This window comes from Klebsiella sp. Q2 (genome assembly GCF_009900705.1).
Lineage (GTDB): Bacteria > Pseudomonadota > Gammaproteobacteria > Enterobacterales > Enterobacteriaceae > Klebsiella > Klebsiella quasipneumoniae.
Window position 1 is genome coordinate 609,849 of the sequence record NZ_JAAABE010000004.1, and the last position, 23,233, is coordinate 633,081.

Here is a 23,233-nt window from a genome sequence, read left to right on the forward strand (position 1 = left end):
GTTGCTAACGCGCCATTGTAACCGTTTTTCAGGGCCGTCGTGTCTCTTCAGATCAATTTAGCGACGCCAGATAATTTTGCTGACCTTCCAGTTTTTCAGCGTATCGTCGGAGGGCATCAGTTCGTCCGGGCCGCTCCAGTGGCCGGTGAAGGCGTAACTGATATGCTGGCTCCCCTCGGCCTGACACTCGACGACCGCCCCGTTGTCATTGCTGCCTTTCTGGCAGTTGCCGAAGGCTTTGCTGTACAGATCGCTGAACGGTGTGCCGATTTTCACGCCGCTGGCGGTTTTGATTTCGGCATCACGCACCTCAATCCGGCTGATGGCGCCGTTGTCGCCATTGATGGTCAGCGCCACACTGTTGTCTTTCAGCGCTTCAAAGTAGTGGACGATATTGCCCTTATCGGTCTTCATTCCGCTGCGCAAACGATAGTCGCCCCCCAGGGCATCGCTAATGGCCTGTTCGTTGAGCGGCGTGGACGCCGTCAGTTTACCCACCCCCTGCTCGGTCACCTCGGTGGAAGAACCAAACCAGTTCCACGGATAGGCCGCCGACCAGTTGACCGCGCTCATCGTTGAGCAGCCGGTGAGCGCCAGCGGAAGCGCGCAGAGCATTACACGTAGCGATTTCATTTCACAATCCTTTCTGAGTCATTCAACGCATGTTGGAGTTCACGATCGGTAAAAAGTGCCATTAAAAGCTAGTCTGGCGAAAACAGGCGCCGAGGCGACGGCTGGTTGCCAGCCACCACAGGGCATAGCCATCCGCGACCAGCAGCGCAATGGTCAGCGATGAGGGCGATTCGCCGCTCAGCCATAGCATCGGCTGCCAGAGCAACAGCAGCACTTGCGATAGCACCAGCAGCCAGCGCATCGCCCGCCACAGGCGCGGCAGGCGCTGACGATAGCCGCTAAGCAGAAAGGCCAGCACCGCCGGCACGCCGGGAAGTAAACCGAGCCAGAAGCGGTCGTGATCGGGATAGAACAGATTCAGAATCGCGTCGCCCTGCTGGCGCGACGCGCCGGCCATCAAGAACAGCACCCACGTGCGGGCCTGTAACAACAGTACGCACCAGAAAAGAAAAGGCAGGCGCAGACGGCCATGGGCATCAAAATCGGCGGGGATAAACTCAGTATTCTTCATCTTCAATCAGGCGTTTGCCCAGGGTCAGAACGTCGGCGTACTCATAGCCCAGCCGCTCATACATCCCCTGCACCACGTCGTTGTCCTCGCGGACCATAATATTGATTTTCGGGCAGCCGCGGGCAATCAGCTTTTTCTCGAGCCGGTTGAGCAACGCGTTCGCAATCCCCCGGCCGCGATATTCCGGATGGACCCCCAGATAGTAGGCCGACCCGCGATGGCCGTCATATCCGCCCATCACCGTACCGACGACTTCGCCGTTCACTTCCGCCACCAGGAACAGGCTGACATCGTGATTCAGCTTGCGCTCAATATCCATCTCCGGATCGTTCCAGGGACGCAGCAGATCGCAACGCTCCCACAGCGTCACAACCTCTTCGAAATCCTGCTGGCGAAAAACGCGAATCTCCATGGTATTCCCCACCATTGACGGTTAAAAACAGTGATTATGGCGCGAATATGACTGATAGCCAATATCAGGCGAAATCAGCGACAAAAAATGGCATAATATGACTTTGTCATGTATTGAAATGAAAAGTAAAACAATTCTTATTTTGAATGGTCGTAACGGCAAACGCGATACGATATAACATTGGACATCACTTGTTTACAATTCAGGCCGAATGAGCACTTTTAAACCCTTAAAAATACTTGCTTCGCGCCGTCAGGTGCTGAAAGCCGGGCTGGCTGCCATGACGCTGAGCGGCGTCACTGCACAGGTCAGCGCAAAAGAGCAGCCACTGAAAACATCAAATGGACACAGCAAACCCGCCGCCAAAAAGGCCGGCGCCCGCCGCATTGTGATGCTCGACCCGGGCCACGGCGGCATCGACACCGGGGCTATCGGCCATAATGGCTCGAAAGAGAAGCATGTGGTACTGGCGATCGCTAAGAACGTGCGCAGCATCTTGCGCAGCAACGGCATTGACGCCCGCTTGACCCGCACCGGCGATACCTTTATCCCGCTGTATGACCGCGTGGAGATTGCCCATCAGCACGGCGCCGATCTGTTTATGTCGATCCACGCCGACGGCTTCACCAACCCGAGCGCCGCCGGCGCCTCGGTGTTCGCCCTGTCAAACCGCGGGGCGAGTAGCGCCATGGCGAAATACCTCTCCGATCGCGAAAACCGCGCCGACGAGGTCGCCGGTAAGAAAGCGACGGATAAAGACCATCTGCTGCAGCAGGTGCTGTTCGATCTGGTGCAGACCGACACCATTAAAAACAGCCTGACGCTGGGCTCGCATATCCTGAAAAAGATCAAGCCGGTGCATAAGCTACACAGCCGCAATACCGAACAGGCGGCGTTCGTGGTGCTGAAGTCGCCGTCCATACCGTCCGTGCTGGTGGAAACCTCGTTCATTACTAACCCGAACGAGGAGAAACTGCTCGGCACCACCGCCTTCCGGCAGAAAATCGCCACCGCGATTGCCAACGGCATTATCAGCTATTTCCACTGGTTCGATAACCAGAAAGCCCATTCGAAGAGACGTTAATGAAACCCGATGCCGCGCAGGTTAAAACTTTTCTGCTCCAGCTGCAGGACAGCCTCTGTCAGCAGCTGAGCGCCGTAGATGGCGCGCCGTTTATTGAAGACGCCTGGCAGCGGGAAGGCGGCGGCGGCGGACGCAGCCGGGTGCTGCGCGAGGGCAATGTGTTCGAACAGGCCGGGGTCAACTTCTCCCACGTCCATGGCGACGCCATGCCTGCCTCCGCCACGGCCCACCGCCCGGAGCTGGCCGGACGCAGCTTTGAAGCCATGGGCGTCTCGCTGGTGGTTCATCCGCTGAACCCCTATGTGCCCACCAGCCACGCCAACGTGCGGTTCTTTATTGCCGAGAAGCCCGGCGCCGACCCGGTGTGGTGGTTCGGCGGCGGCTTTGATTTAACCCCTTACTATGGCTTTGAAGAGGATGCCGTCCACTGGCATCGTACCGCCCGCGATCTGTGTCTGCCGTTCGGCGAGGAAGTCTATCCGCGCTATAAAAAATGGTGCGATGAGTACTTCTATCTCAAGCACCGCCAGGAGCAGCGCGGCATCGGCGGTCTGTTCTTTGACGACCTGAACACCCCGGATTTTGACCACTGCTTCGCCTTTATGCAGGCGGTCGGGAACGGCTATGCTGACGCCTATTTACCCATCGTCGAACGCCGGAAAGCCACGCCGTACGGCGAGCGCGAGCGCCACTTTCAGCTCTATCGCCGCGGCCGCTACGTCGAGTTCAATCTGGTCTGGGACCGCGGCACCCTGTTCGGTCTGCAGACCGGCGGTAGGACGGAATCGATTCTGATGTCGATGCCGCCGCTGGTACGCTGGGAATATGATTACCAGCCGGAGGCCGGCAGCCCCGAAGCGGCGCTGAGCGAGTTTATTAAAGTGAAAGCTTGGATCTAAACGAAGCCAATTCAGACCAAAAGCCCCGGAGTACCGGGGCTTTTTTATGACGTTTACAGCGGTTCGGTTTGCGCTTCGACAACCGCCAGCGCCACCATATTCACGATGCGACGCACGGAGGCGATCGGCGTCAGAATATGCACCGGCTTCGCGACTCCCATCAGCACCGGCCCGACGGTTACCCCTTCCGAACTGGAGACGCGCAGCAGGTTATAGCTGATCCGGGCGGCTTCCATATTCGGCATCACCAGAATATTGGCCGACCCTTTCAGCGGGCTGTCCGGCATGCGATCGTTGCGGATGCTTTCCACCAGCGCGGCGTCGCCATGCATTTCACCATCGATCATCAGCTCCGGGGCGCGGGCCTTCACCAGCTCCAGGGTTTTACGCATCTTGCTGGCTGACGGGCAGTCGGCAGAGCCAAAGTTGGAGTGCGACAGCAACGCCACCCGCGGCTCAATACCAAAGCGACGCACGCTTTCCGCCGCCATCAGGGTGATCTCTGCCAGCTCTTCCGGCGAGGGATCGTGATTGACATAGGTATCGGCGATAAAAGTGTTACCACTCGGCAGCAGCAGCGCATTCATCGCCCCGGCGGTGCTGACGCTGTCGCGATAGCCGAACAGCGGCTGCACCACGCGGTAGTGGTCATGATATTCGCCGATTGTCCCGCAGATCATCGCATCCGCTTCGCCACGGTGAACCATGATGGCGCCAATCACTGTGGTGTTGCTAATCACCGCCCGCTGCGCCTGCTCCTGGGTAATGCCGCGGCGCTTCATCAGCTGATAGTACTCGCTCCAGTACTCTTTAAACCGCGGGTCGGATTCATTATTGACGATCTCGAAGTCAACGCCGGCCTTGATCTGCAGGCCCAGCTTCTGGATGCGCATTTCAATCACGCTTGGGCGGCCCACCAGAATCGGTTTGGCCAGCCCCAGCGACACCAGCTCCTGGGTGGCGTGCAGCACCCGGGTCTCCTCCCCTTCCGCCAGCACCACACGCTTCGGCTCTTTGCGCGCCTGAGAGAAGATAGGCTTCATAAACAGGTTGGTCTTATAGACGAACTCGCTCAGCTTCTCGATATAGGCGTCAAAATCAGCGATCGGGCGCGTCGCCACGCCGGAGTCCATCGCCGCCTTCGCCACCGCGGGGGCGATCTTGACGATCAGCCGCGGGTCGAACGGTTTCGGAATGATGTAGTCCGGGCCAAAGCTTAAATCCTGATCGCCGTAGGCGGAGGCCACCACTTCGCTCTGCTCAGCGTGGGCCAGCTCGGCAATGGCATGCACCGCCGCCAGCTTCATCTCTTCGTTGATCGCCGTCGCGCCGACGTCCAGCGCGCCGCGGAAGATGAACGGGAAGCAGAGCACGTTGTTGACCTGGTTAGGATAGTCGGAGCGGCCGGTGCAGATGATGGCATCATCGCGGACCTGCTTCGCCAGCGGCGGCAGAATTTCCGGCTCCGGATTGGCCAGGGCGAGGATCAGCGGCGCGCGCGCCATCTTCTTCACCATCTCCGGGGTCAGCACTTTCGGACCGGAGCAGCCGAGGAAAATGTCCGCGCCGTCGATCACGTCATCGAGGGTGCGTTTGCCGTCGTCTTCCACTGCATAGGCCGCTTTGGTTTCCGCCATGTTGGGCTCACGATCCTTATAGATAACGCCTTTCGAATCGCAGACCACGATGTTGTGCTTTTGCATCCCCAGCGCCACCAGCAGGTTCATGCAGGCAATTGCCGCCGCCCCGGCGCCGGAGACCACCATCCGCACGTCGGACAGATTCTTCTCAACGACGCGCAGGCCGTTGAGGATCGCCGCGGTGCTGATGATCGCCGTGCCGTGCTGATCGTCGTGGAAAACCGGAATATTCATCCGCTCGCGCAGCTGCTGCTCAATGTAGAAACACTCAGGCGCTTTAATATCTTCGAGGTTGATACCGCCGAAGGTCGGCTCGAGGGCGGCGACGACGTTAATGAATTTATCCGGGTCCAGCTCATCGACTTCGATATCAAACACATCGATGCCGGCGAATTTCTTAAACAGGACGCCTTTGCCCTCCATCACCGGCTTGCCGGCCAGCGCGCCGATGTTACCGAGTCCCAGCACCGCGGTGCCGTTGGAGACCACCGCCACCAGGTTGCCGCGGGCGGTATATTTGTAGGCCGCCAGCGGATCTTTTTCAATTTCCAGACAGGGGGCCGCGACGCCCGGCGAGTAGGCCAGCGCCAGATCGCGCTGGGTGGCGAGAGGTTTGGTCGGCGAGACCTGGATTTTTCCGGGAACCGGAAATTCGTGGAAGTCGAGGGCGCTCTGTTTTAACTGCTCATCCATTTTATATTCCTTTCTTTCACGTATCGTTCGTAGGGAAAAAGCGTGATGACCATCCTGTCGTTCACCTTTCAGTGGCAGACAGTATCCCTCCTGGCGGGGCGATAAACTTTGAACACCGCCAAACTCTGGCCATCGCTATGATCTGGTTGTTATCAATTTATAGCGGTTATGTTACCCGGATTCGCCGCCAATAATAGCCCCGTCTGCTATGCTTTTTGGTTATGTACCTCATCAATATTTATACCGCATACCGGCAAGCACTCATGTAACACCTTGTTCCAGGAGGACTTATCTATGAATCAGCTAGACAGTATCAAGCAGTTCACCACCGTGGTCGCCGACAGCGGCGACATCGAATCCATCCGCCACTACCATCCGGAAGATGCCACCACTAACCCCTCCCTGCTGCTGAAGGCCGCCGGCCTGGCGTCCTATAGCGGACTCATTGACGACGCGATCGCCTGGGCGAAAAAGCAAGGAGGCGGCCGTGAAGCGCAGGTGACTCACGCCTGCGATAAGCTGGCGGTCAATTTTGGCGCGGAGATCCTCAAAAGCATTCCTGGCCGGGTCTCCACCGAGGTGGACGCCCGGCTCTCCTTCAACCGGGAGAAGAGCATCGAGAAAGCGCGCCATCTGGTGGCGCTGTATCAGGAGATGGGCATTGATAAGTCGCGGATCCTGATCAAGCTGGCCTCCACCTGGGAGGGGATCCGCGCCGCCGAGACCCTGGAAAAAGAGGGGATCCACTGCAACCTGACGCTGCTGTTTTCCTTCGCCCAGGCCCGGGCCTGCGCCGAGGCCGGGGTCTATCTGATCTCCCCTTTCGTCGGACGTATTTATGACTGGTATCAGGCGCGCAAACCGCTGGATCCTTACGTGGTTGAGGAAGATCCCGGGGTGAAATCCGTGCGCAATATCTATGACTACTTCAAACAGCATAAATACAACACCATCGTGATGGGCGCCAGCTTCCGCCGCACCGAGCAGATCCTTGCCCTGGTCGGCTGCGACCGGCTGACCATCGCCCCGCCCCTGTTAAAAGAGCTGCAGGCCAGCGACGCCCCGGTGGTGCGCAAACTGATCCCTGCCAGCCAGATCCTGCCGCGCCCGGTGCCGCTCAGCGAGGCGGAGTTCCGCTGGGAACATAATCAGGATCCGATGGCGGTCGAAAAGCTGGCGGAGGGTATCCGCCTGTTCGCCGTCGATCAACGCAAACTGGAAGATCTGCTTGCCGCCAAACTGTCACTTTAGTCTCACGGAGAAAACTATGTCCCGAAGAGAGCTTGCCAACGCCATCCGCGCCCTGAGCATGGACGCGGTGCAGAAAGCCAATTCCGGCCACCCCGGTGCGCCAATGGGGATGGCAGACATTGCCGAAGTGCTGTGGAACGATTTTCTCAAGCACAATCCGCAGAACCCTGGCTGGGTGGACCGCGACCGTTTTATTCTGTCCAACGGCCACGCGTCGATGCTGCTCTACAGTCTGCTGCACCTGTCCGGCTACGATCTGCCGCTGTCAGAGCTGAAGCAGTTCCGCCAGCTGCACTCTAAAACGCCGGGTCACCCGGAGCATGGCTATACCCCCGGGGTGGAGACCACCACCGGCCCGCTGGGCCAGGGGCTGGCGAACGCCGTCGGTATGGCCATCGCCGAACGCACCCTGGCGGCGCAGTTTAACCGCCCCGGTCATGAGATTATCGACCATCACACCTGGGTTTTCATGGGCGATGGTTGTCTGATGGAGGGGATCTCCCATGAGGCCTGTTCGCTGGCAGGCACGCTCGGACTGGGCAAGCTGATCGGTTTTTACGACCACAACGGCATCTCCATCGACGGCAAAACCGACGGCTGGTTTACCGATGATACGGCAGAACGTTTCCGCGCCTACCACTGGCACGTGATCGGCGACATTGACGGCCACGATCCGCAGGCCATCAAACAGGCCATTACGGAAGCGCAGGCGGTGAAAGATAAGCCGTCGCTGATCATTTGTCGGACCATCATCGGCTTCGGTTCGCCCAACAAAGCCGGCTCAGAGGAGTCGCACGGCGCGGCGCTGGGTGAAAAAGAGGTGGCCCTGGCCCGCCAGCAGCTGGGCTGGAAACATCCCCCCTTTGAGATCCCGAAAGAGATCTATCAGGGCTGGGATGCGCGTCCACGCGGCGAAAAAGCCGAGCACGACTGGAACGAGAAATTCGCCGCCTACCGGCAGCAGTTCCCGGAGCTGGCCGCTGAGCTGACCCGCCGCATGGATGGCGCCCTGCCGGAGGATTTTGCCGCGACCGCCCGCGACTACGTGGCGAAGCTGCAGGCCGAGCCGGCGAAGATCGCCAGCCGGAAAGCCTCGCAGAACGCGCTGAACGCGTATGGCCCGCACCTCCCGGAGCTGCTGGGCGGTTCGGCGGATCTGGCGCCGAGTAACCTGACCATATGGTCTGGCTCGACATCGATTAAAGAGGATGCCGCGGGCAACTATATTCACTACGGCGTGCGCGAATTCGGCATGACCGCGGTGGCCAACGGCATCGCCCTACACGGGGGATTCATCCCCTATACCTCGACCTTCCTGATGTTTGTGGAATACGCCCGCAACGCCGCGCGCATGGCGGCGCTGATGAAGGCCCGGCAGATCATGGTCTATACCCATGACTCCATCGGTCTGGGGGAAGACGGTCCGACCCACCAGGCGGTGGAACAGCTGGCCAGTCTGCGGCTGACGCCCAACTTCAGCACCTGGCGCCCATGCGACCAGGTGGAGACCGCTGTCGCCTGGCAGGCGGCCATCGCGCGTCAGGGCGGACCGACGGCGCTGATCCTGTCGCGACAAAACCTGGCGCAGATGCCGCGCACCCCGCAACAGGTGCAGGATATCGCCCGGGGCGGCTACGTGCTGAAGGATGCCGGAGGCAAACCCGACCTGATCCTCATCGCCACCGGCTCGGAAGTGGAGATCACCGTCCTGGCGGCGGAAAAATTGTTGGCCAACGGGGTGAATGTGCGAGTGGTTTCGCTCCCCTCCACCGATGTGTTTGACGCTCAGGACGAGGCCTGGCGCGAGTCGGTGCTGCCGTCGGACGTCAGCGCCCGGGTGGCGGTCGAGGCCGGGATAGCGGACTACTGGTATAAATATGTCGGCTTAAAAGGCAAGATTGTCGGCATGACCGGCTACGGTGAATCCGCCCCGGCGGAGCAGCTGTTCCCGTTCTTTGGCTTTACGGTCGACCATATCGTCGCCACCGCCGAACAGGTGCTTAACGGGTGATCCACAGCGTGGGCCAGGCGTCTGGCCCCTGCCAGTTGTCGCACGTCGGCTGCTGCGCGTAGCGGGAGAGGCTGAACCGCTGGCCGTCAAAACGCCAGCGGGTCTGGATCCCGCAATCGCCAGACGCGCGCCCCTTGTCCAGGGTCACCAGCTCATGGCGGCGGTCATCATAGCTGGCGTTAATAAGCTCTATCTCCCGCGGCGCCTCGCCCGGCGGCTGAAATGGCAGCGTTAGCCGCACCTGGCGGGCGACATACGGGCGCTGGCGGGAGACCAGCCAGGCCAGCCAGACGGTGTTGTACGCCCCGGATTCGCAGCTGGTCATCAGCAGCACTTTGTCATCCGTCAGGGCAGTGACGCGAATTTCGCGGCGGAACGGATCGAGGGAGCAGTTACTGTTGCTCATCCGCTCATTGCCATAGTCCATCAGATCGTTGAGCTCATCACGCCCCAGCGGCGACTGCGCCATGTCTGCGCTCGCCACCGCGCGCAGCGCCGGCGCCGGCGGTACGCTGAGCGGCGGCTCCTCCCCTTTGCCAACCCAGGCCGTTTCGCTGCCCACCCGCTTTTGCCGGGCGTCGATAAAAAACAGGGCCGCTTTCAGCCCCTGCAGGGAGATAGTCTGCAGGCCGTTGGCCAACGAGAGGGTTTTTCCCTCCTGTACCCGCTGGAGGAACGCATCGATCGTCACGCTGTCGTCAGTTTTAATGAGTTTATCTTCAATGCGCCAGCGCTTGTCGGTCAGGGACAGCGGTTTACCATCCAGCAGCAGGCGCGGCGCTATCGGCGCGAGCGTCGCCACCGGATTGCCGGTGCCGCCCAGTTCGATACGCAGGCTGGCATCAGTAGCCGCCCCGGCGCTGCGGCTGAGGGTCATCACCAGACCATAATGCAGCCCCACGTTGCGGGTGACGCAGAAGTTTTGGTTATTACAGGTGACCTGCCAGTCGTTGAAGCGCTGCTGCGCCGGTGCCGACCATGCCTGTGAGCAAGGCAGCACCGCCAGAAAGAGGAAAAAAATGATGCGAAAAAGCATGAACCGCCCGACCCCAGATAAACCCAACCACGGCGCCTATCCTGGACAACGGCAGCCGCTGACTCAATCGGATTTGTCAGAGTTCCCCGACATCAGGCCAGAGGTTTGCAAATACTGCAGCAGAATGACCGCTTTCCCGTCGCGGATCTCCCCGTCAGCGACCATCTGCAGCGCCTGGCTAAAGGGCAGCTCCAGCACCTCGATGGCTTCGTCATCCACCCCGCCGCCGCTGGTCGTTCGCTGCGCGTCGCTGTACTCAGCGATAAAGAAATGCACCACTTCGGTGACGCCCCCTGGCGACATAAACAGCTCAAACAGCTTTCGCACCTCGCCCACTTCATAGCCGGTCTCTTCCACTGCCTCTTTACGAATGCAGGCCTCCGGCTCGTCGTTGTCCAGCAGCCCGGCGCAGGTTTCAATCAGCATGCCGTCATGATTGCCATTGACCCAGGTGGCGACCCGAAACTGACGCACCAGGACCACCGTCTGCTTATGGCGGTTATAGAGCAGCACGGTGGCGCCATTGCCGCGATCGTAGACCTCGCGCTTGTGGCGCACCACGCTGCCGTCCGCCCGCGTCAGCTCATAGGTCATGTTGCGTAGTACGAACCAGTTCTCAGAGAGGATTTTATCTTTAATGACGTGAATATTGAGTGACATACCGACCCCACAGCGTAAAAGGACGCCCTCATACTACGCTGCGGAGCCGGATTTGTCGTCAGTGAAGCGGCGTCGTTTTCAGCCCCAGGTAGTCAAGGATCCCCTGCGCCGCGTGACGGCCTTCCGCCATCGCCGTCACCACCAGGTCGGCGCCGCGCACGGCATCGCCGCCGGCAAAAATCTTCTCCTGGCTGGTCTGATAACGGTAACGGCTCTCCACTCCGGCTTTAATACGCCCCTGGCTGTCCAGTGCCACCCCCGCAGCTTCCAGCCAGGGCATGCGGTGCGGGTGGAAGCCAAAGGCCATGATCACCGCATCTGCCGGCATAACAAACTCGCTGCCGGGGATCGGCGTCGGGCGGCGTCTTCCCCCGGCGTCCGGAGCACCCAGCTCGGTGCGCAAAAAGCGAACCCCGTTCACCCGCCCGTTCTCGTCCAGCTCAAGCGTCACCGGCTGGACGTTAAACTCAAAAAGCGCTCCCTCTTCGCGGGCGTTTTTGACCTCTTTTTTCGAGCCCGGCATGTTGGCTTCATCCCGCCGATAGGCGCAGGTCACCTGGCGGGCGCCATGGCGCAGCGCGGTACGCACGCAGTCCATTGCCGTATCGCCGCCCCCCAGCACCACCACGTTCAGCCCGGCGGTGTTGACATAAGGCTCCTGCGCCGATTCCGCCAGCCCCATCACCTGTTTGGTGTTGGCGATAAGAAACGGCAGCGCATCGTAGACCCCGGGGGCCTCTTCATTCGGCAGGCAGGCCTTCATGGAGCGATAGGTTCCGGCGCCGACGAACACCGCGTCATACTCGGCCAGCAGCGTCGCCAGAGGGATATCTTTCCCCACCTCGCAGTTGAGCTCAAAGCGGACGCCCATCTCGCTGAAAATCGCCCGCCGCCGGGTCAGCAGCGACTTATCCAGCTTGAACGCCGGAATGCCGAAGGTCAGCAGACCGCCGATCTCCGGATGACGGTCAAAGACCACCGGCTGCACGCCGTGGCGCACCAGCACATCGGCGCAGGCCAGACCGGCCGGCCCGGCGCCGATAATCGCCACCCGTTTACCGTTCGGCTTAATCTGCGAGAGGTCCGGACGCCAGCCGCTGGCCAGCGCCTGGTCGGATATAAATCGCTCAATATTGCCGATGGTGACCGCACCGCTTTCCTCGCGCAGGGTGCAGGCGCCCTCACACAGCCGGTCCTGGGGGCAGACGCGGCCGGTGATCTCCGGCAGACAGTTGGTCTGATGGGACAGGGCGACCGCGGCGGCGATATCCCCTGCCTTCACCAGCTCGACCCACTGCGGAATAGTGTTATGTAGCGGGCAGGTCCATTCACAGATGCTGTGTTCTCCACATTTCAGGCAGCGGGCGGCCTGCTGCCGGGCCTGGGTCGGGCTGAACGGCTGATAGATCTCCTCAAAGTGGTTCTTGCGCACCTCCGCCGGCAGCTTATCCGGCTCTCCGCGCGGCGGCGTCATCGCCATCTGCCTGACCTTCTCGCCGGCGTCGGGCTGTCTGGCGGGGGCCGCGCCGCGCTGCCACGGCTGCGCCTCCTGGCAGGCCGAACGCAGACGCCGCTGCCTGGCCATCGTGGTCAATGTCTCATCGTCGGCGAGGGTCAGCGCCTGCGCCGGACAGTTTTCCACACAGGCCGGTCCCGCCTCGCGGCCCGCGCACAGATCGCATTTCTGCGCGCCGGCTTTCACCTGGCCTGCGGCCTGCGGCGTCACCACCACCTCCACCACCCCGAACGGGCAGGCCACCATGCAGGATTTACAGCCAATGCATTTCTCCTGACAGACCTGAACGCTGTCGCCAGTCTGGGCGATGGCGCCGTTGGGGCAGCTGCGGAGGCAGGGGGCGTCTTCGCAATGGCGGCAGGTGATGGCGTTACGCTGCCCCTCTGCTTTAATCACGGTGATACGTGGCAAAAAGCGCTGCGGGGTCAGCGCATGTTGCTCCTCGTTATGCGCCATTACGCAGGCCACTTCGCAGGCCTGGCAACCGATACATTTTCGGCTATCGCTCAATATAAAGTGGTTCATGGCTTCCTTTTGTCTTATTGGTGAATAACCCCTTAATGCGCATGCCTATTTATTACCCGACAAGACGAGGCCGGAACAATGTTCATTTGCCCAGGATACCCTTTTTCTGGAAAGAATCCGTTTTGGATCAATTTTTTTGACTTATATGAAATCAGGTTTCACACCGGCAAGGGATAATGCGTCCCCGGGTGCGGCGGGCGAAGCGGTGTGGCCGACCTGGCGGCACGAAAGGTCGATGTTTCTTTACGATACGGCAAAAGCAACATGATAAATTACACTATCTCCTTAATTTCTCCACGATTGCCGGAGGCGCTGGCGCTAAAGTGGCACAGGCTGTGCAATAACAAGAACATGTGCATATGAGGTTTTCATTCTGATGGCGAATTTCTTTATCGATCGCCCCATTTTTGCGTGGGTGCTGGCAATCCTGTTATGCCTGACGGGCACCCTTGCCATTTTGTCGCTGCCAGTTGAACAGTATCCCGATCTGGCCCCGCCGAATGTACGGGTTACAGCCAACTATCCTGGCGCCTCCGCACAAACCCTGGAGAATACCGTCACCCAGGTTATCGAACAGAATATGACCGGCCTCGATAACCTGATGTATATGTCATCCCAGAGCAGCGCCACCGGCCAGGCGACCATCACCCTCAGTTTTACCGCCGGTACCGACCCGGACGAAGCGGTACAGCAGGTGCAAAACCAGCTGCAGTCGGCGATGCGTAAACTGCCGCAGGCGGTGCAAAACCAGGGGGTTACGGTACGCAAGACCGGCGATACCAATATCCTGACCCTCGCCTTCGTCTCCACCGACGGCAGTATGGATAAACAGGATATCGCCGACTACGTCGCCAGTAACATTCAGGACCCGCTCAGTCGCGTCAACGGCGTGGGGGATATCGACGCCTACGGCTCGCAATACTCAATGCGCATCTGGCTCGATCCGGCAAAGCTCAATAGCTTCCAGCTGACCACCAAGGATGTTACCGACGCTATTAGTTCGCAGAACGCCCAGATTGCCGTCGGCCAGCTCGGCGGCACGCCTTCCGTGGATAAGCAGGCGCTGAACGCCACCATCAACGCGCAATCTCTGCTGCAAACCCCCGAACAGTTCCGCAATATCACCCTGCGCGTCAATCAGGATGGCTCAGAGGTGACCCTCGGCGATGTCGCTACCGTGGAGATGGGGGCGGAGAAGTATGACTATCTTAGCCGCTACAATCGCCAGGCCGCCTCTGGCCTGGGAATTAAGCTCGCCTCCGGCGCCAACGAAATGGCCACCGCGGAGCGCGTGATCGCTCGCCTCAATGAGCTCTCGCAGTATTTCCCGCACGGGCTGGAATATAAAGTCGCCTACGAGACCACCTCCTTCGTGAAGGCTTCTATTACCGACGTGGTGAAAACCCTGCTGGAGGCGATCCTGCTGGTTTTCCTCGTGATGTATCTTTTCCTGCAGAACTTCCGCGCCACTCTGATCCCGACCATCGCCGTACCGGTGGTGCTGATGGGCACCTTCGCGGTGCTCTATGCCTGTGGTTACAGCATCAACACCCTGACGATGTTCGCGATGGTGCTGGCGATCGGCCTGCTGGTGGATGACGCCATCGTGGTGGTGGAGAACGTTGAGCGCATCATGAGCGAGGAAGGCCTGTCGCCGCGGGAAGCCACCCGCAAATCTATGGGACAAATTCAGGGCGCGCTGGTGGGGATCGCGATGGTGCTGTCGGCGGTGTTTGTGCCGATGGCCTTCTTCGGCGGCACCACCGGCGCTATCTATCGCCAGTTCTCTATTACGATTGTCGCGGCGATGGTCCTCTCGGTGCTGGTGGCCATGATCCTCACCCCGGCCCTTTGCGCTACCCTGCTCAAGCCGATTAAACCAGGTGAATCCCATGAGCGAAAAGGCTTCTTCGGCTGGTTCAACCGCACCTTTAACCGCAGCGCCAGCCGCTATGAAACTTTCGTCGGCAAGATCCTTCACCGCTCGCTGCGCTGGATGCTGATCTACATCGTCCTGCTCGGCGGGATGGTGTTCTTGTTCCTGCATCTGCCCACTTCGTTCCTGCCGCTGGAGGATCGGGGGATGTTCACCACCTCGGTACAGTTGCCGAGCGGCAGCACCCAACAGCAGACGCTGAAAGTGGTACAGAAAGCGGAAGATTACTTCCTCAATAACGAGAAGCAGAACGTCGAGTCAGTGTTTGCTACCGTTGGCTCCGGCCCCGGCGGCAACGGGCAGAACGTAGCCCGCATGTTTGTGCGCCTCAAAGACTGGGACCAGCGCGATCCGCAAACCGGCTCCTCCTTTGCCATTATTGAACGCGCCACCAAAGCGTTTAATCAGATCAACGAAGCCCGGGTCATCGCCAGCAGCCCGCCGGCAATCAGCGGCCTCGGCAGTTCGGCAGGCTTCGACATGGAGCTGGAAGATCACGCCGGTAAGGGGCACGATGCGCTGATGGCGGCGCGCGATACGCTGCTTGAGCTGGCGGCTAAAAACCCGCTGTTGACCCGCGTCCGGCATAACGGGCTCGACGACAGCCCGCAGCTGCAGGTCGATATCGATCAGCGTAAAGCTCAGGCGCTGGGCGTCTCCATTGATGACATCAACGATACGCTGCAAACCGCCTGGGGGTCGAGCTACGTCAACGACTTTATGGATCGCGGGAGGGTGAAGAAAGTCTACGTCCAGGCGGCGGCGAAATATCGGATGCTGCCTGACGATATCAATCTCTGGTACGTCCGCAACAGCAGCGGCACGATGGTGCCGTTCTCGGCCTTCGCCACCTCGCACTGGGAGACCGGTTCGCCGCGCCTGGAGCGCTACAATGGCTACTCGGCGGTGGAGATCGTCGGTGAAGCGGCGCCGGGCATCAGTACCGGTACCGCGATGGACATGATGGAGAAGCTGGCCGCGCAGCTGCCGACCGGCTTTGGCCTCGAATGGACCGCCATGTCCTATCAGGAACGCCTCTCCGGCGCTCAGGCGCCGGCCCTGTACGCGATTTCCCTGCTGGTGGTGTTCCTGTGCCTGGCGGCGCTGTACGAGAGCTGGTCGGTGCCGTTCTCGGTGATGCTGGTGGTTCCGCTCGGGGTGATTGGCGCTCTGCTGGCGACCTGGATGCGCGGCCTGGAGAATGACGTTTATTTTCAGGTGGGCCTGTTGACGGTGATCGGCCTGTCGGCGAAAAACGCCATTCTGATCGTCGAGTTCGCCAATGAGCTTAACGAGAAAGGCCAGGATCTGCTCAGCGCCACGCTGTCGGCCTGCCGTCAGCGCCTGCGCCCTATCCTGATGACCTCGCTGGCGTTTATCTTCGGCGTGCTGCCGATGGCCACCAGCACCGGCGCCGGTTCCGGCAGCCAGCATGCGGTCGGCACCGGGGTGATGGGCGGGATGATCTCCGCCACCGTGCTGGCCATCTTTTTCGTACCGCTGTTCTTTGTGCTGGTGCGTCGCCGCTTTCCGCTGAAGGAGCGTCCGCAATAAACCCTCGGACGTGGGCGGCGAGCCGTAATAACAGAAAAGGCGACCTGGATGGTCGCCTTCTTTATGTGTTCAGAACTATGACGCGCTTATTTACGTCGCGTTATTCCCCTGCTCACATTGCGGAAATTTATTTACGAAGCATGCCTTCAATAAAATCTTTCCAGTTCCCCAGTTCATGTTCAATCATAATAGCCTCTCTTATTATTATGGTCGATTCTATATAACTTCATTGCTGATGGGAAGTTGTGCTCCCCTATTGCTCTGATTGTCTTGTGGACCGCTGACAGAGATAAAACCTCTGGTTGCCGCCACTATGCCGTCTCGTATGTAAAAATTATGTGATGCAGAGCACCATCAAGCAACATTTTCGTAATATTGTTAATGCCCTCACATCATGCCCGCGGCTGGGCGAATTTTAATCACCCTAACGCATTGCATGAATTGCCTGGTAAAAAGTTATATTTATTCATCTGAATCACGTATTATTTCAATAAGGCTTATATATTCGGAAATATCTGAGTTAACCGCTTAATTGAATGTTAAAGGTTTATCTATGCTCACCATGTACGGAATTAAAAACTGCGATACCATTAAAAAAGCCCGCCGCTGGCTGGAAGCACATCAGATTGACTATCGCTTCCATGACTACCGCGCCGATGGCCTCGACCGCGCGCAACTGGATACCTTTATTGCCGAACTGGGCTGGCAGGCGCTGCTGAACACCCGCGGCACCACCTGGCGCAAACTGGACGAATCGCTGCGCAACAGCATCGATAATGCCGATGCCGCCGCCGCATTGATGCTGGAAATGCCGGCGATCATCAAACGCCCATTGCTCTGCGCGCCCGGTCGTCCTATGCTGCTGGGTTTTAGTGAAGCAAGTTATCAGCAGTTTAACGAGGTATAGTCTATGTCTTGCCCGGTCATTGAGCTGGCTCAGCAGCTTATTCGCCGCCCTTCCCTTAGCCCCGATGATGCGGGATGCCAGGCGTTAATGATTGAACGCCTGCGTGCGATCGGCTTTACCGTTGAACCGATGGATTTCGGCGATACGCAGAACTTCTGGGCCTGGCGCGGCCACGGCGAGACGCTGGCCTTCGCCGGCCACACCGACGTGGTCCCGGCAGGCGACGCCGACCGCTGGATCAACCCCCCGTTCGAACCCACCATCCGCGACGGGATGCTGTTTGGCCGCGGGGCGGCGGATATGAAAGGCTCGCTGGCGGCGATGGTGGTTGCCGCAGAGCGTTTTGTCGCGCAGTACCCGAACCACCGGGGCCGACTGGCGTTTTTGATCACCTCTGATGAAGAGGCCAGCGCGAAAAACGGCACCGTCAAAGTGGTGGAGACGCTGATGGCGCGTAACGAGCGTCTGGACTACTGTCTGGTCGGCGAACCCTCCAGTACCGAAGTGGTCGGCGATGTGGTGAAAAACGGCCGCCGCGGCTCGCTGACCTGCAACCTGACCATTCACGGCGTACAGGGCCATGTCGCCTATCCGCACCTTGCCGATAACCCCGTCCATCGCGCCGCGCCGATGCTGGCGGAGCTGGTCAATATCGAGTGGGATAAAGGCAATGAATACTTCCCGCCGACCAGCATGCAGATTGCCAACGTGCAGTCCGGTACCGGCAGCAACAACGTGATCCCTGGCGATATGTTCGTCCAGTTCAACTTCCGCTTCAGTACGGAACTGACTGACGAGACGATCAAAGCCCGGGTGGTCGCCCTGCTGGAAAAATACCAGCTGCGTTACAGCGTGGAGTGGTGGCTCTCCGGACAGCCGTTCCTTACCGGACGGGGCAAGCTGGTGGATGCGGTCGTCAATGCCATTGAGCACTATAATGAGATCAAACCGCAGCTGTTAACCAACGGCGGCACCTCAGACGGACGGTTTATCGCGCGCATGGGGGCGCAGGTGGTTGAGCTGGGCCCCGTGAACGCCACAATTCACAAAATTAATGAATGTGTGAACGCCGCCGACCTGCAGTTGCTGGCGCGGATGTATCAACGCGTAATGGAACAGCTGGTCGCCTGACGTACTGACGTAAAGAGGAAGCGCGCATGGAATGGCTTATTAAACACTGGTGGATTCTGGTGCTGGTCTTTTTGGTGGGGGTAATTATCAACGTGATTAAAGATCTAAACCGCGTTGACCACAAAAAATTCCTCAACAACAAACCCGATCTGCCGCCGCACCGTGATTTTAACGATAAATGGGACGATGACGACGACTGGCCGAAGCACGACCAGTCGAAGAAACCGTAAGTTTGCCGTTATCGCGGTAGCGCCCGCCTGTAACCCCGCCCGCCGGGGTTACAGCATTTCGATGATATCGTCCCCTTTCGGCGTACTGCCGCTCAGCGCCTCATCAAAATAGTGCTTCGGCACGGTGTAGCGCAGTCGCTCGATCGCGAACTGCATGCTGCGATCGTCAATGGCATGCCCCAGATCGTCCACAATATCTAAGGTCACGTCGCCCCCCGCCTGCAACAGCGCCTCCTGTGCCGACACCGCCCACGCCAGATCGATAACCCGATCGTCACCACCGTGGATCAGGTGAATGGTGGTGGCCGTCGTTGCGGTAACCGGCAGCGTCGCATAGCGGCCATTAAAGGCGATCACCCGCGAAGCCAGATCCGGCGCTGCTTTGATGCTCTCCAGCGACATGATCGCCCCCTGAGAGAAGCCGATCAGCGCGGTGGCCAGTGGGCTGATGCCGCTCTTTTCCTGCCAGTAGCGCACAATTTCAATAAAGGTCGGCATAATGGCGTCGATACGCTGCTGACGATTTTCTTCCGTCACTCCCTGCACCGAAAACCACTGCCGACCGTCAGGACCGCAAGGCTCCACCCCGCCAATGCTCACGATCAGCGCATCAGGAAACTGCGGCGCGAACCAGCTGCCAATTTGCCCCATGGAGACCGGGTTATCCCCCACGCCATGAAACAGCAGCAACAGCTGTTGCGCAGGCGTCGCAGGGCTTTGAACAATAAAATGATCGTGTTTCATGGCTGTCTCCTTAGTGTATGCGGGCAGTGTACGCCGCTCGCCAGATATGACCATGCCATTTAACTGAATGAGTTAGTTAAAAAAATTGCAGGTTCGCCACCTGCTGATGCAGCGCCTCGGCGCGCGCTGCATCGAGGAAGCGCAAGGCGTCAGCGGCCTCCTGACGCCATCTCGCCAGCAGGGCTTTACGCCCTGTTAGCTGCAGCGCGGCGCAGAGTTCGGCCTCTTCTTCCCCCTGCAGACGCCCGCGCAGGGCCGGCAACGGGATGTCGACCTGCAACAGCAGGCGATTGAGGCAACCCAGCGCCGCGGCCAGCGGGCGATGGGCGAAGGCAAAGCTCGCCGCTTCCAGCCAGTCCTCATCACTAAGCATAGCCCCTGAAACGGCCGGCAGCGGCGCGGACGCTTGCCGCCACGGGCGCAGCCAGTATTCATCACGCTGTAGCCGCTGTGCCTCCCGTTGCGCAAGCTGATGCCCCGCTGCAGTCAGCGGGAACAGAGCCATCGCGGTATAGCACCCGCTGCTGGCCTCGCGATGGGTGCCCAGCCGCACGAGAATAAACCCACAGCGTTGCCAGAAGCGCCACAGCTCAGGGGTATAGCCAAAGCTGACGGAGAGATAATCATAACCTGCGGCATCGGCGGCGATATCGGCAATCATCTGTTGCCCCAGCCCTTCGCGCTGGCGGGCGGGGTGGACGGCGATCCGACTGACCCGCAGCCCGCGCAGCGTCGCCGCCAGGGGACTGCCGCCATGCGCCGCCAGCGACTGGGCGACCAGGTTCCCCCGCGGCCGGCGAAAACCCGCCCACACCGCCCGGCTGAGTTCGGGAGAAAGTCCCCCTTCGGCCACCAGCCACAGGGCGCCCGCCACCGCACCGCCGGCGCGAGCGCAGCGGAAAGCCTGGCCTGGAGCGTCCATCATGCGCCGCAGATCGAGAGGAGAAGTGCGGTAATGCGCCCCGGATAACAGCTGGTACATCGCTTCCGGCAGCGCCGGCTGCGTTTGCCAGCTGGACTGATTGACCGCCTCCAGGACTACCTCCCCCGTCGGCGCGTCGCGAAATGCCTCATCGCTGAAGATCAGCAGCTGGCTGATGGCCGACTCCAGCGGGCAGCCTGCGGCCCAGCGGATCGGCGCGCTCAGGCTGAACAATTGCAGATAGGGCAGGCTGGCGCAAAATTTCAGCAGGAACCCGCGACCGGTGCCCTCATAACCCTGCACCGTCGTGGTAAGTAGCGTGCGGGGAAAACGACTAACCAGCTGCCGGAGAAGCGGAGCCGGTATAGCCGCGGCCTCATCGACAATCAGCCAGGACGCCTTTTCCTTCGACGACAGCAACGCATCAGGAGCCATAAAGCGAAACGCCTCGCCGGCAAAGCTCGCCAGCACGTCGACGGCGCTGCGGGTCGGGGCGGTAACAATGGCCTCGCCCGCGAGCTGGCGCAGCAGCATGCCCGCGAGGGCGGATTTGCCTCGCCCTCGTTCAGCCGTCACTGCTGCGATACCAGGCGGTAGACGCAATAATTGCCCAAGGATCGCCGCCTGTTCGGCCAGCGGGTGACCATCGGCGGGATGCCAGTCAGGGCGCCGGACGGCCAGCGGGAGCCGCGGCGAGTCCGACTGCCGCCAGAGCAGCACCTCGGGGTCGGCGATAAACTGCCGACAGCAGCGGAGAACAAAGTTGGGGGTAGAGATCGGGTCGGGCGTATCGCTCCAGCGCAGGGAGTCCTCATCCACCCGGGACGGCCAGTCGGCGAAAGAGGGCGTCAGCAGCACCAGCCAGCTTCCCGCCCGCAGCGTACCGCTCAGGGCCGCCAGGGCGGCCACATCAAACCCGCGCCGGGCATCGAAAAAGGCGTGCATCACTTCCCGCCCCAGCAGCGTCTTCAGGGCGCCAGGCGCCACGCCGGGCGCAGAAACCGGCTCGGAGCCCACCCACAGGCCATCGCCGCCGAGCCGCTCCCGCAGCGCCTGCGCCTGCTGCAGCGTCCAGGCCTCGTCGCCGCTGAGCACCAGCAGGCGGCGAATCCCCTCCCGCGCCATCTGCGCGGTGAGGTCAAGCAGCGCGTCCATCATCAGGGGCGATTACAGCGCGCTGCCGAAGGTGTTGCACTGCGCCGGGTCGCCGCTGTCGAAACCGCGTTTGAACCAGGTGTAGCGCTGTTTTGACGTTCCGTGGGTAAAGCTGTCCGGTACCACCCGCCCCTGGCTCTGCTGCTGCAGACGGTCGTCGCCGATGGCCTCGGCGGCGTTTAACGCCTCCTGCAGATCGCCGGTTTCCAGAATATCCTGCTGCTGCATATTATGCCCCCAGACGCCGGCGAAGCAGTCTGCCTGTAGCTCCATCTTAACCGACAGCCGGTTGGCTTCGGCCTCGGTGGCATGCTGCTGTTGCTGGCGAACCTTCGGCTCAATGCCCAGCAGTTTTTGTACGTGATGACCCACTTCATGGGCAATGACGTACCCCTGGGCAAAGTCGCCATCGGCGCCCAGTTTATTTTTCATCTCATCGTAGAATGACAGGTCGATATAGACCGTACTGTCGGCAGGACAGTAGAACGGCCCCATCACCGACTGGCCGGTACCGCAGCCGGTACGGGTCGCGCCGCGGTAGAGCACCAGCTTTGGCTGAGGGTACTGGCGGCCCATCTTTTCAAAAATCGGTCCCCAGGTATCTTCGGTGGTGGCCAGAATGACGGAAGTAAACTTCGCCGCTTCATCGTCTTTCGGACTGATGGAGCGCTGCGTGGAGGTCTGCTGCTGCGGCATCGGTTCGCCGGTCAACATGCCGGTCAAATCCACGCCGTAGTAGCCCGCCACCAGCACAATAATCAGCAGTACAATGCCGCCCTTCCCGCTCGGCAGACGGAAGCCGCCGCCCCCGCCGCCGCCAAACGGCGAGCCTGATTGTCCACGTCGATCTTCAACATTGTCGCTTTCGCGACGCCCTTGCCAGCGCATAAGCACCTCATTCCCTGTTATGTATCAATAGCAGAGATCGTAGGCGGTTCAGCACAGGATTACCACAGGAAACAGCAACAGACGCCAGAAGATGAGGCCATCTTCTGGCGGCGGGCGGGTTAGTCGAGCTTAACGCCCAGGCGGTGAGCCACTTCTTCGTAGGCTTCGATCAGGCCGCCAAGGCTCTGGCGGAAGCGGTCTTTGTCCATTTTATCGAGGGTGTTTTTGTCCCACAGGCGGCTGCCGTCCGGCGAAAACTCATCGCCCAGGACCACTTCGCCTTTGAACAGACCAAACTCCAGCTTAAAGTCCACCAGAATCAGACCGGCGTCATCGAACAGCTTTTTCAGCACGTCGTTGGCTTTGTAGGTCAGCTCGCGCATCCGCGCCAGATTCTCTTTGCTCACCCAGCCGAAGGTTTCGCAATAGGAGTCGTTGACCATCGGATCGTGCATGGCATCGTTTTTCAGGAACAGATCGAACAGCGGCGGATTCAGCTCGATTCCTTCTTCAATGCCTAAACGTTTTACCAGCGAGCCTGCCGCACGGTTACGCACCACGCACTCCACCGGCACCATATCCAGTTTTTTTACCAGGCATTCGGTATCGGAGAGCAGCGCTTCCATCTGGGTAGGGATGCCCGCTTCTGCCAGTTTGCTCATAATGAAGTGGTTGAACTTGTTATTCACCATGCCTTTACGATCGAACTGCTCGATGCGCGCGCCATCACCTGCTGACGTATCGTTACGGAATTCCAGTACCAGCAGGTCCGGATTATCGGTGCTGTATACTGTCTTCGCCTTACCACGATACAACTCAGCTTGCTTTTTCATCTTTCACTACTCCAGTGATATTGAGCCTAAAAATACGTTTCCACCTATACACAAAATCATTC

General features: G+C 59.8%; 20 protein-coding genes. 8 read left to right on the plus strand and 12 right to left on the minus strand.

What is annotated here, in order from left to right:
* Positions 1 to 57: 57 nt before the first annotated feature.
* From GT756_RS18365 to GT756_RS18375, 3 genes are all read right to left on the minus strand, one after another.
* Positions 58 to 633, minus strand: a complete 576-nt coding sequence (locus GT756_RS18365; RefSeq protein ID WP_048295270.1) for an RpoE-regulated lipoprotein — start codon at positions 631 to 633, stop codon at positions 58 to 60.
* A gap of 61 nt (positions 634 to 694) precedes the next feature.
* Positions 695 to 1,144: a DUF2919 domain-containing protein gene (locus tag GT756_RS18370; protein ID WP_017900453.1), complete on the minus strand. Its 450-nt coding sequence runs from the start codon at positions 1,142 to 1,144 to the stop codon at positions 695 to 697.
* On the minus strand, positions 1,131 to 1,556 hold the full coding sequence (locus GT756_RS18375) for a GNAT family acetyltransferase (protein ID WP_002913637.1): 426 nt from the start codon (positions 1,554 to 1,556) through the stop codon (positions 1,131 to 1,133). Before GT756_RS18375 ends, GT756_RS18370 begins: the two co-directional genes overlap by 14 nt.
* Positions 1,557 to 1,767: 211 nt before the next feature.
* Here GT756_RS18375 and amiA point away from each other — a divergent pair, with 211 nt between their 5' ends.
* A complete protein-coding gene (gene amiA, locus GT756_RS18380; RefSeq protein WP_004201984.1) occupies positions 1,768 to 2,640 on the plus strand; it encodes an N-acetylmuramoyl-L-alanine amidase AmiA in 873 nt (290 codons plus the stop codon).
* Positions 2,640 to 3,539, plus strand: a complete 900-nt coding sequence (hemF, locus tag GT756_RS18385; protein WP_023318852.1) for an oxygen-dependent coproporphyrinogen oxidase — start codon at positions 2,640 to 2,642, stop codon at positions 3,537 to 3,539. Before amiA ends, hemF begins: the two co-directional genes overlap by 1 nt.
* A gap of 53 nt (positions 3,540 to 3,592) precedes the next feature.
* Here the strand turns inward: hemF and maeB are convergent, their stop codons facing one another.
* On the minus strand, positions 3,593 to 5,872 hold the full coding sequence (gene maeB / locus GT756_RS18390; protein WP_064187543.1) for an NADP-dependent oxaloacetate-decarboxylating malate dehydrogenase: 2,280 nt from the start codon (positions 5,870 to 5,872) through the stop codon (positions 3,593 to 3,595).
* A gap of 294 nt (positions 5,873 to 6,166) precedes the next feature.
* On the opposite strand from maeB, the gene tal reads away from it, so the two are divergent.
* Positions 6,167 to 7,123, plus strand: a complete 957-nt coding sequence (gene tal / locus GT756_RS18395) for a transaldolase (protein WP_004201965.1) — start codon at positions 6,167 to 6,169, stop codon at positions 7,121 to 7,123.
* A gap of 16 nt (positions 7,124 to 7,139) precedes the next feature.
* Positions 7,140 to 9,134, plus strand: coding sequence for a transketolase (gene tkt, locus GT756_RS18400; protein ID WP_004201964.1), 1,995 nt, complete (start codon positions 7,140 to 7,142; stop codon positions 9,132 to 9,134).
* Here the strand turns inward: tkt and GT756_RS18405 are convergent.
* The 3 genes from GT756_RS18405 to aegA form a co-directional block, all read right to left on the minus strand.
* The gene (locus GT756_RS18405; RefSeq protein WP_004201962.1) at positions 9,124 to 10,170 is read right to left on the minus strand and encodes a DUF1176 domain-containing protein; all 1,047 of its coding nucleotides are present in this window, start codon (positions 10,168 to 10,170) and stop codon (positions 9,124 to 9,126) included. The genes tkt and GT756_RS18405 overlap by 11 nt on opposite strands.
* A gap of 63 nt (positions 10,171 to 10,233) precedes the next feature.
* Positions 10,234 to 10,830 (minus strand): GDP-mannose pyrophosphatase NudK, encoded by a 597-nt coding sequence (nudK, locus tag GT756_RS18410; RefSeq protein ID WP_002913754.1) that lies wholly within the window; start codon positions 10,828 to 10,830, stop codon positions 10,234 to 10,236.
* Positions 10,831 to 10,888: 58 nt separating this feature from the next.
* Positions 10,889 to 12,871, minus strand: coding sequence for a formate-dependent uric acid utilization protein AegA (aegA, locus tag GT756_RS18415; RefSeq protein WP_160124986.1), 1,983 nt, complete (start codon positions 12,869 to 12,871; stop codon positions 10,889 to 10,891).
* A 376-nt stretch (positions 12,872 to 13,247) separates the two neighbouring features.
* On the opposite strand from aegA, the gene acrD reads away from it, so the two are divergent.
* Entirely contained in the window at positions 13,248 to 16,361 is a 3,114-nt protein-coding gene (acrD, locus tag GT756_RS18420; protein ID WP_017900450.1) for a multidrug efflux RND transporter permease AcrD, read from the plus strand.
* A gap of 127 nt (positions 16,362 to 16,488) precedes the next feature.
* On the opposite strand, the gene ypfM is transcribed toward acrD, so the two are convergent.
* Entirely contained in the window at positions 16,489 to 16,548 is a 60-nt protein-coding gene (gene ypfM, locus GT756_RS18425; RefSeq protein ID WP_100181659.1) for a protein YpfM, read from the minus strand.
* A 366-nt stretch (positions 16,549 to 16,914) separates the two neighbouring features.
* Between ypfM and GT756_RS18430 the strand changes: the two genes are divergently transcribed.
* The 3 genes from GT756_RS18430 to GT756_RS18440 are packed head-to-tail and all read left to right on the plus strand — an operon-like array spanning position 16,915 to position 18,629.
* Positions 16,915 to 17,268: an ArsC family reductase gene (locus GT756_RS18430; RefSeq protein WP_023290610.1), complete on the plus strand. Its 354-nt coding sequence runs from the start codon at positions 16,915 to 16,917 to the stop codon at positions 17,266 to 17,268.
* A 3-nt stretch (positions 17,269 to 17,271) separates the two neighbouring features.
* On the plus strand, positions 17,272 to 18,399 hold the full coding sequence (gene dapE, locus GT756_RS18435) for a succinyl-diaminopimelate desuccinylase (RefSeq protein ID WP_004201953.1): 1,128 nt from the start codon (positions 17,272 to 17,274) through the stop codon (positions 18,397 to 18,399).
* 26 nt (positions 18,400 to 18,425) lie between these two features.
* Positions 18,426 to 18,629, plus strand: a complete 204-nt coding sequence (locus GT756_RS18440; RefSeq protein ID WP_002913768.1) for a YpfN family protein — start codon at positions 18,426 to 18,428, stop codon at positions 18,627 to 18,629.
* 48 nt (positions 18,630 to 18,677) lie between these two features.
* On the opposite strand, the gene ypfH is transcribed toward GT756_RS18440, so the two are convergent.
* The 4 genes from ypfH to purC form a co-directional block, all read right to left on the minus strand.
* Complete coding sequence (gene ypfH / locus GT756_RS18445) at positions 18,678 to 19,373, minus strand: esterase (protein WP_004201952.1); 696 nt, start codon at positions 19,371 to 19,373, stop codon at positions 18,678 to 18,680.
* A 76-nt stretch (positions 19,374 to 19,449) separates the two neighbouring features.
* Positions 19,450 to 21,453, minus strand: a complete 2,004-nt coding sequence (locus GT756_RS18450; RefSeq protein ID WP_065802928.1) for a tRNA(Met) cytidine acetyltransferase TmcA — start codon at positions 21,451 to 21,453, stop codon at positions 19,450 to 19,452.
* Between the two features lie 9 nt (positions 21,454 to 21,462).
* Positions 21,463 to 22,338 (minus strand): neutral zinc metallopeptidase, encoded by an 876-nt coding sequence (locus GT756_RS18455; protein ID WP_004201945.1) that lies wholly within the window; start codon positions 22,336 to 22,338, stop codon positions 21,463 to 21,465.
* 119 nt (positions 22,339 to 22,457) lie between these two features.
* Positions 22,458 to 23,171 (minus strand): phosphoribosylaminoimidazolesuccinocarboxamide synthase, encoded by a 714-nt coding sequence (gene purC, locus GT756_RS18460; protein WP_002913801.1) that lies wholly within the window; start codon positions 23,169 to 23,171, stop codon positions 22,458 to 22,460.
* Positions 23,172 to 23,233 lie beyond the last annotated feature (62 nt).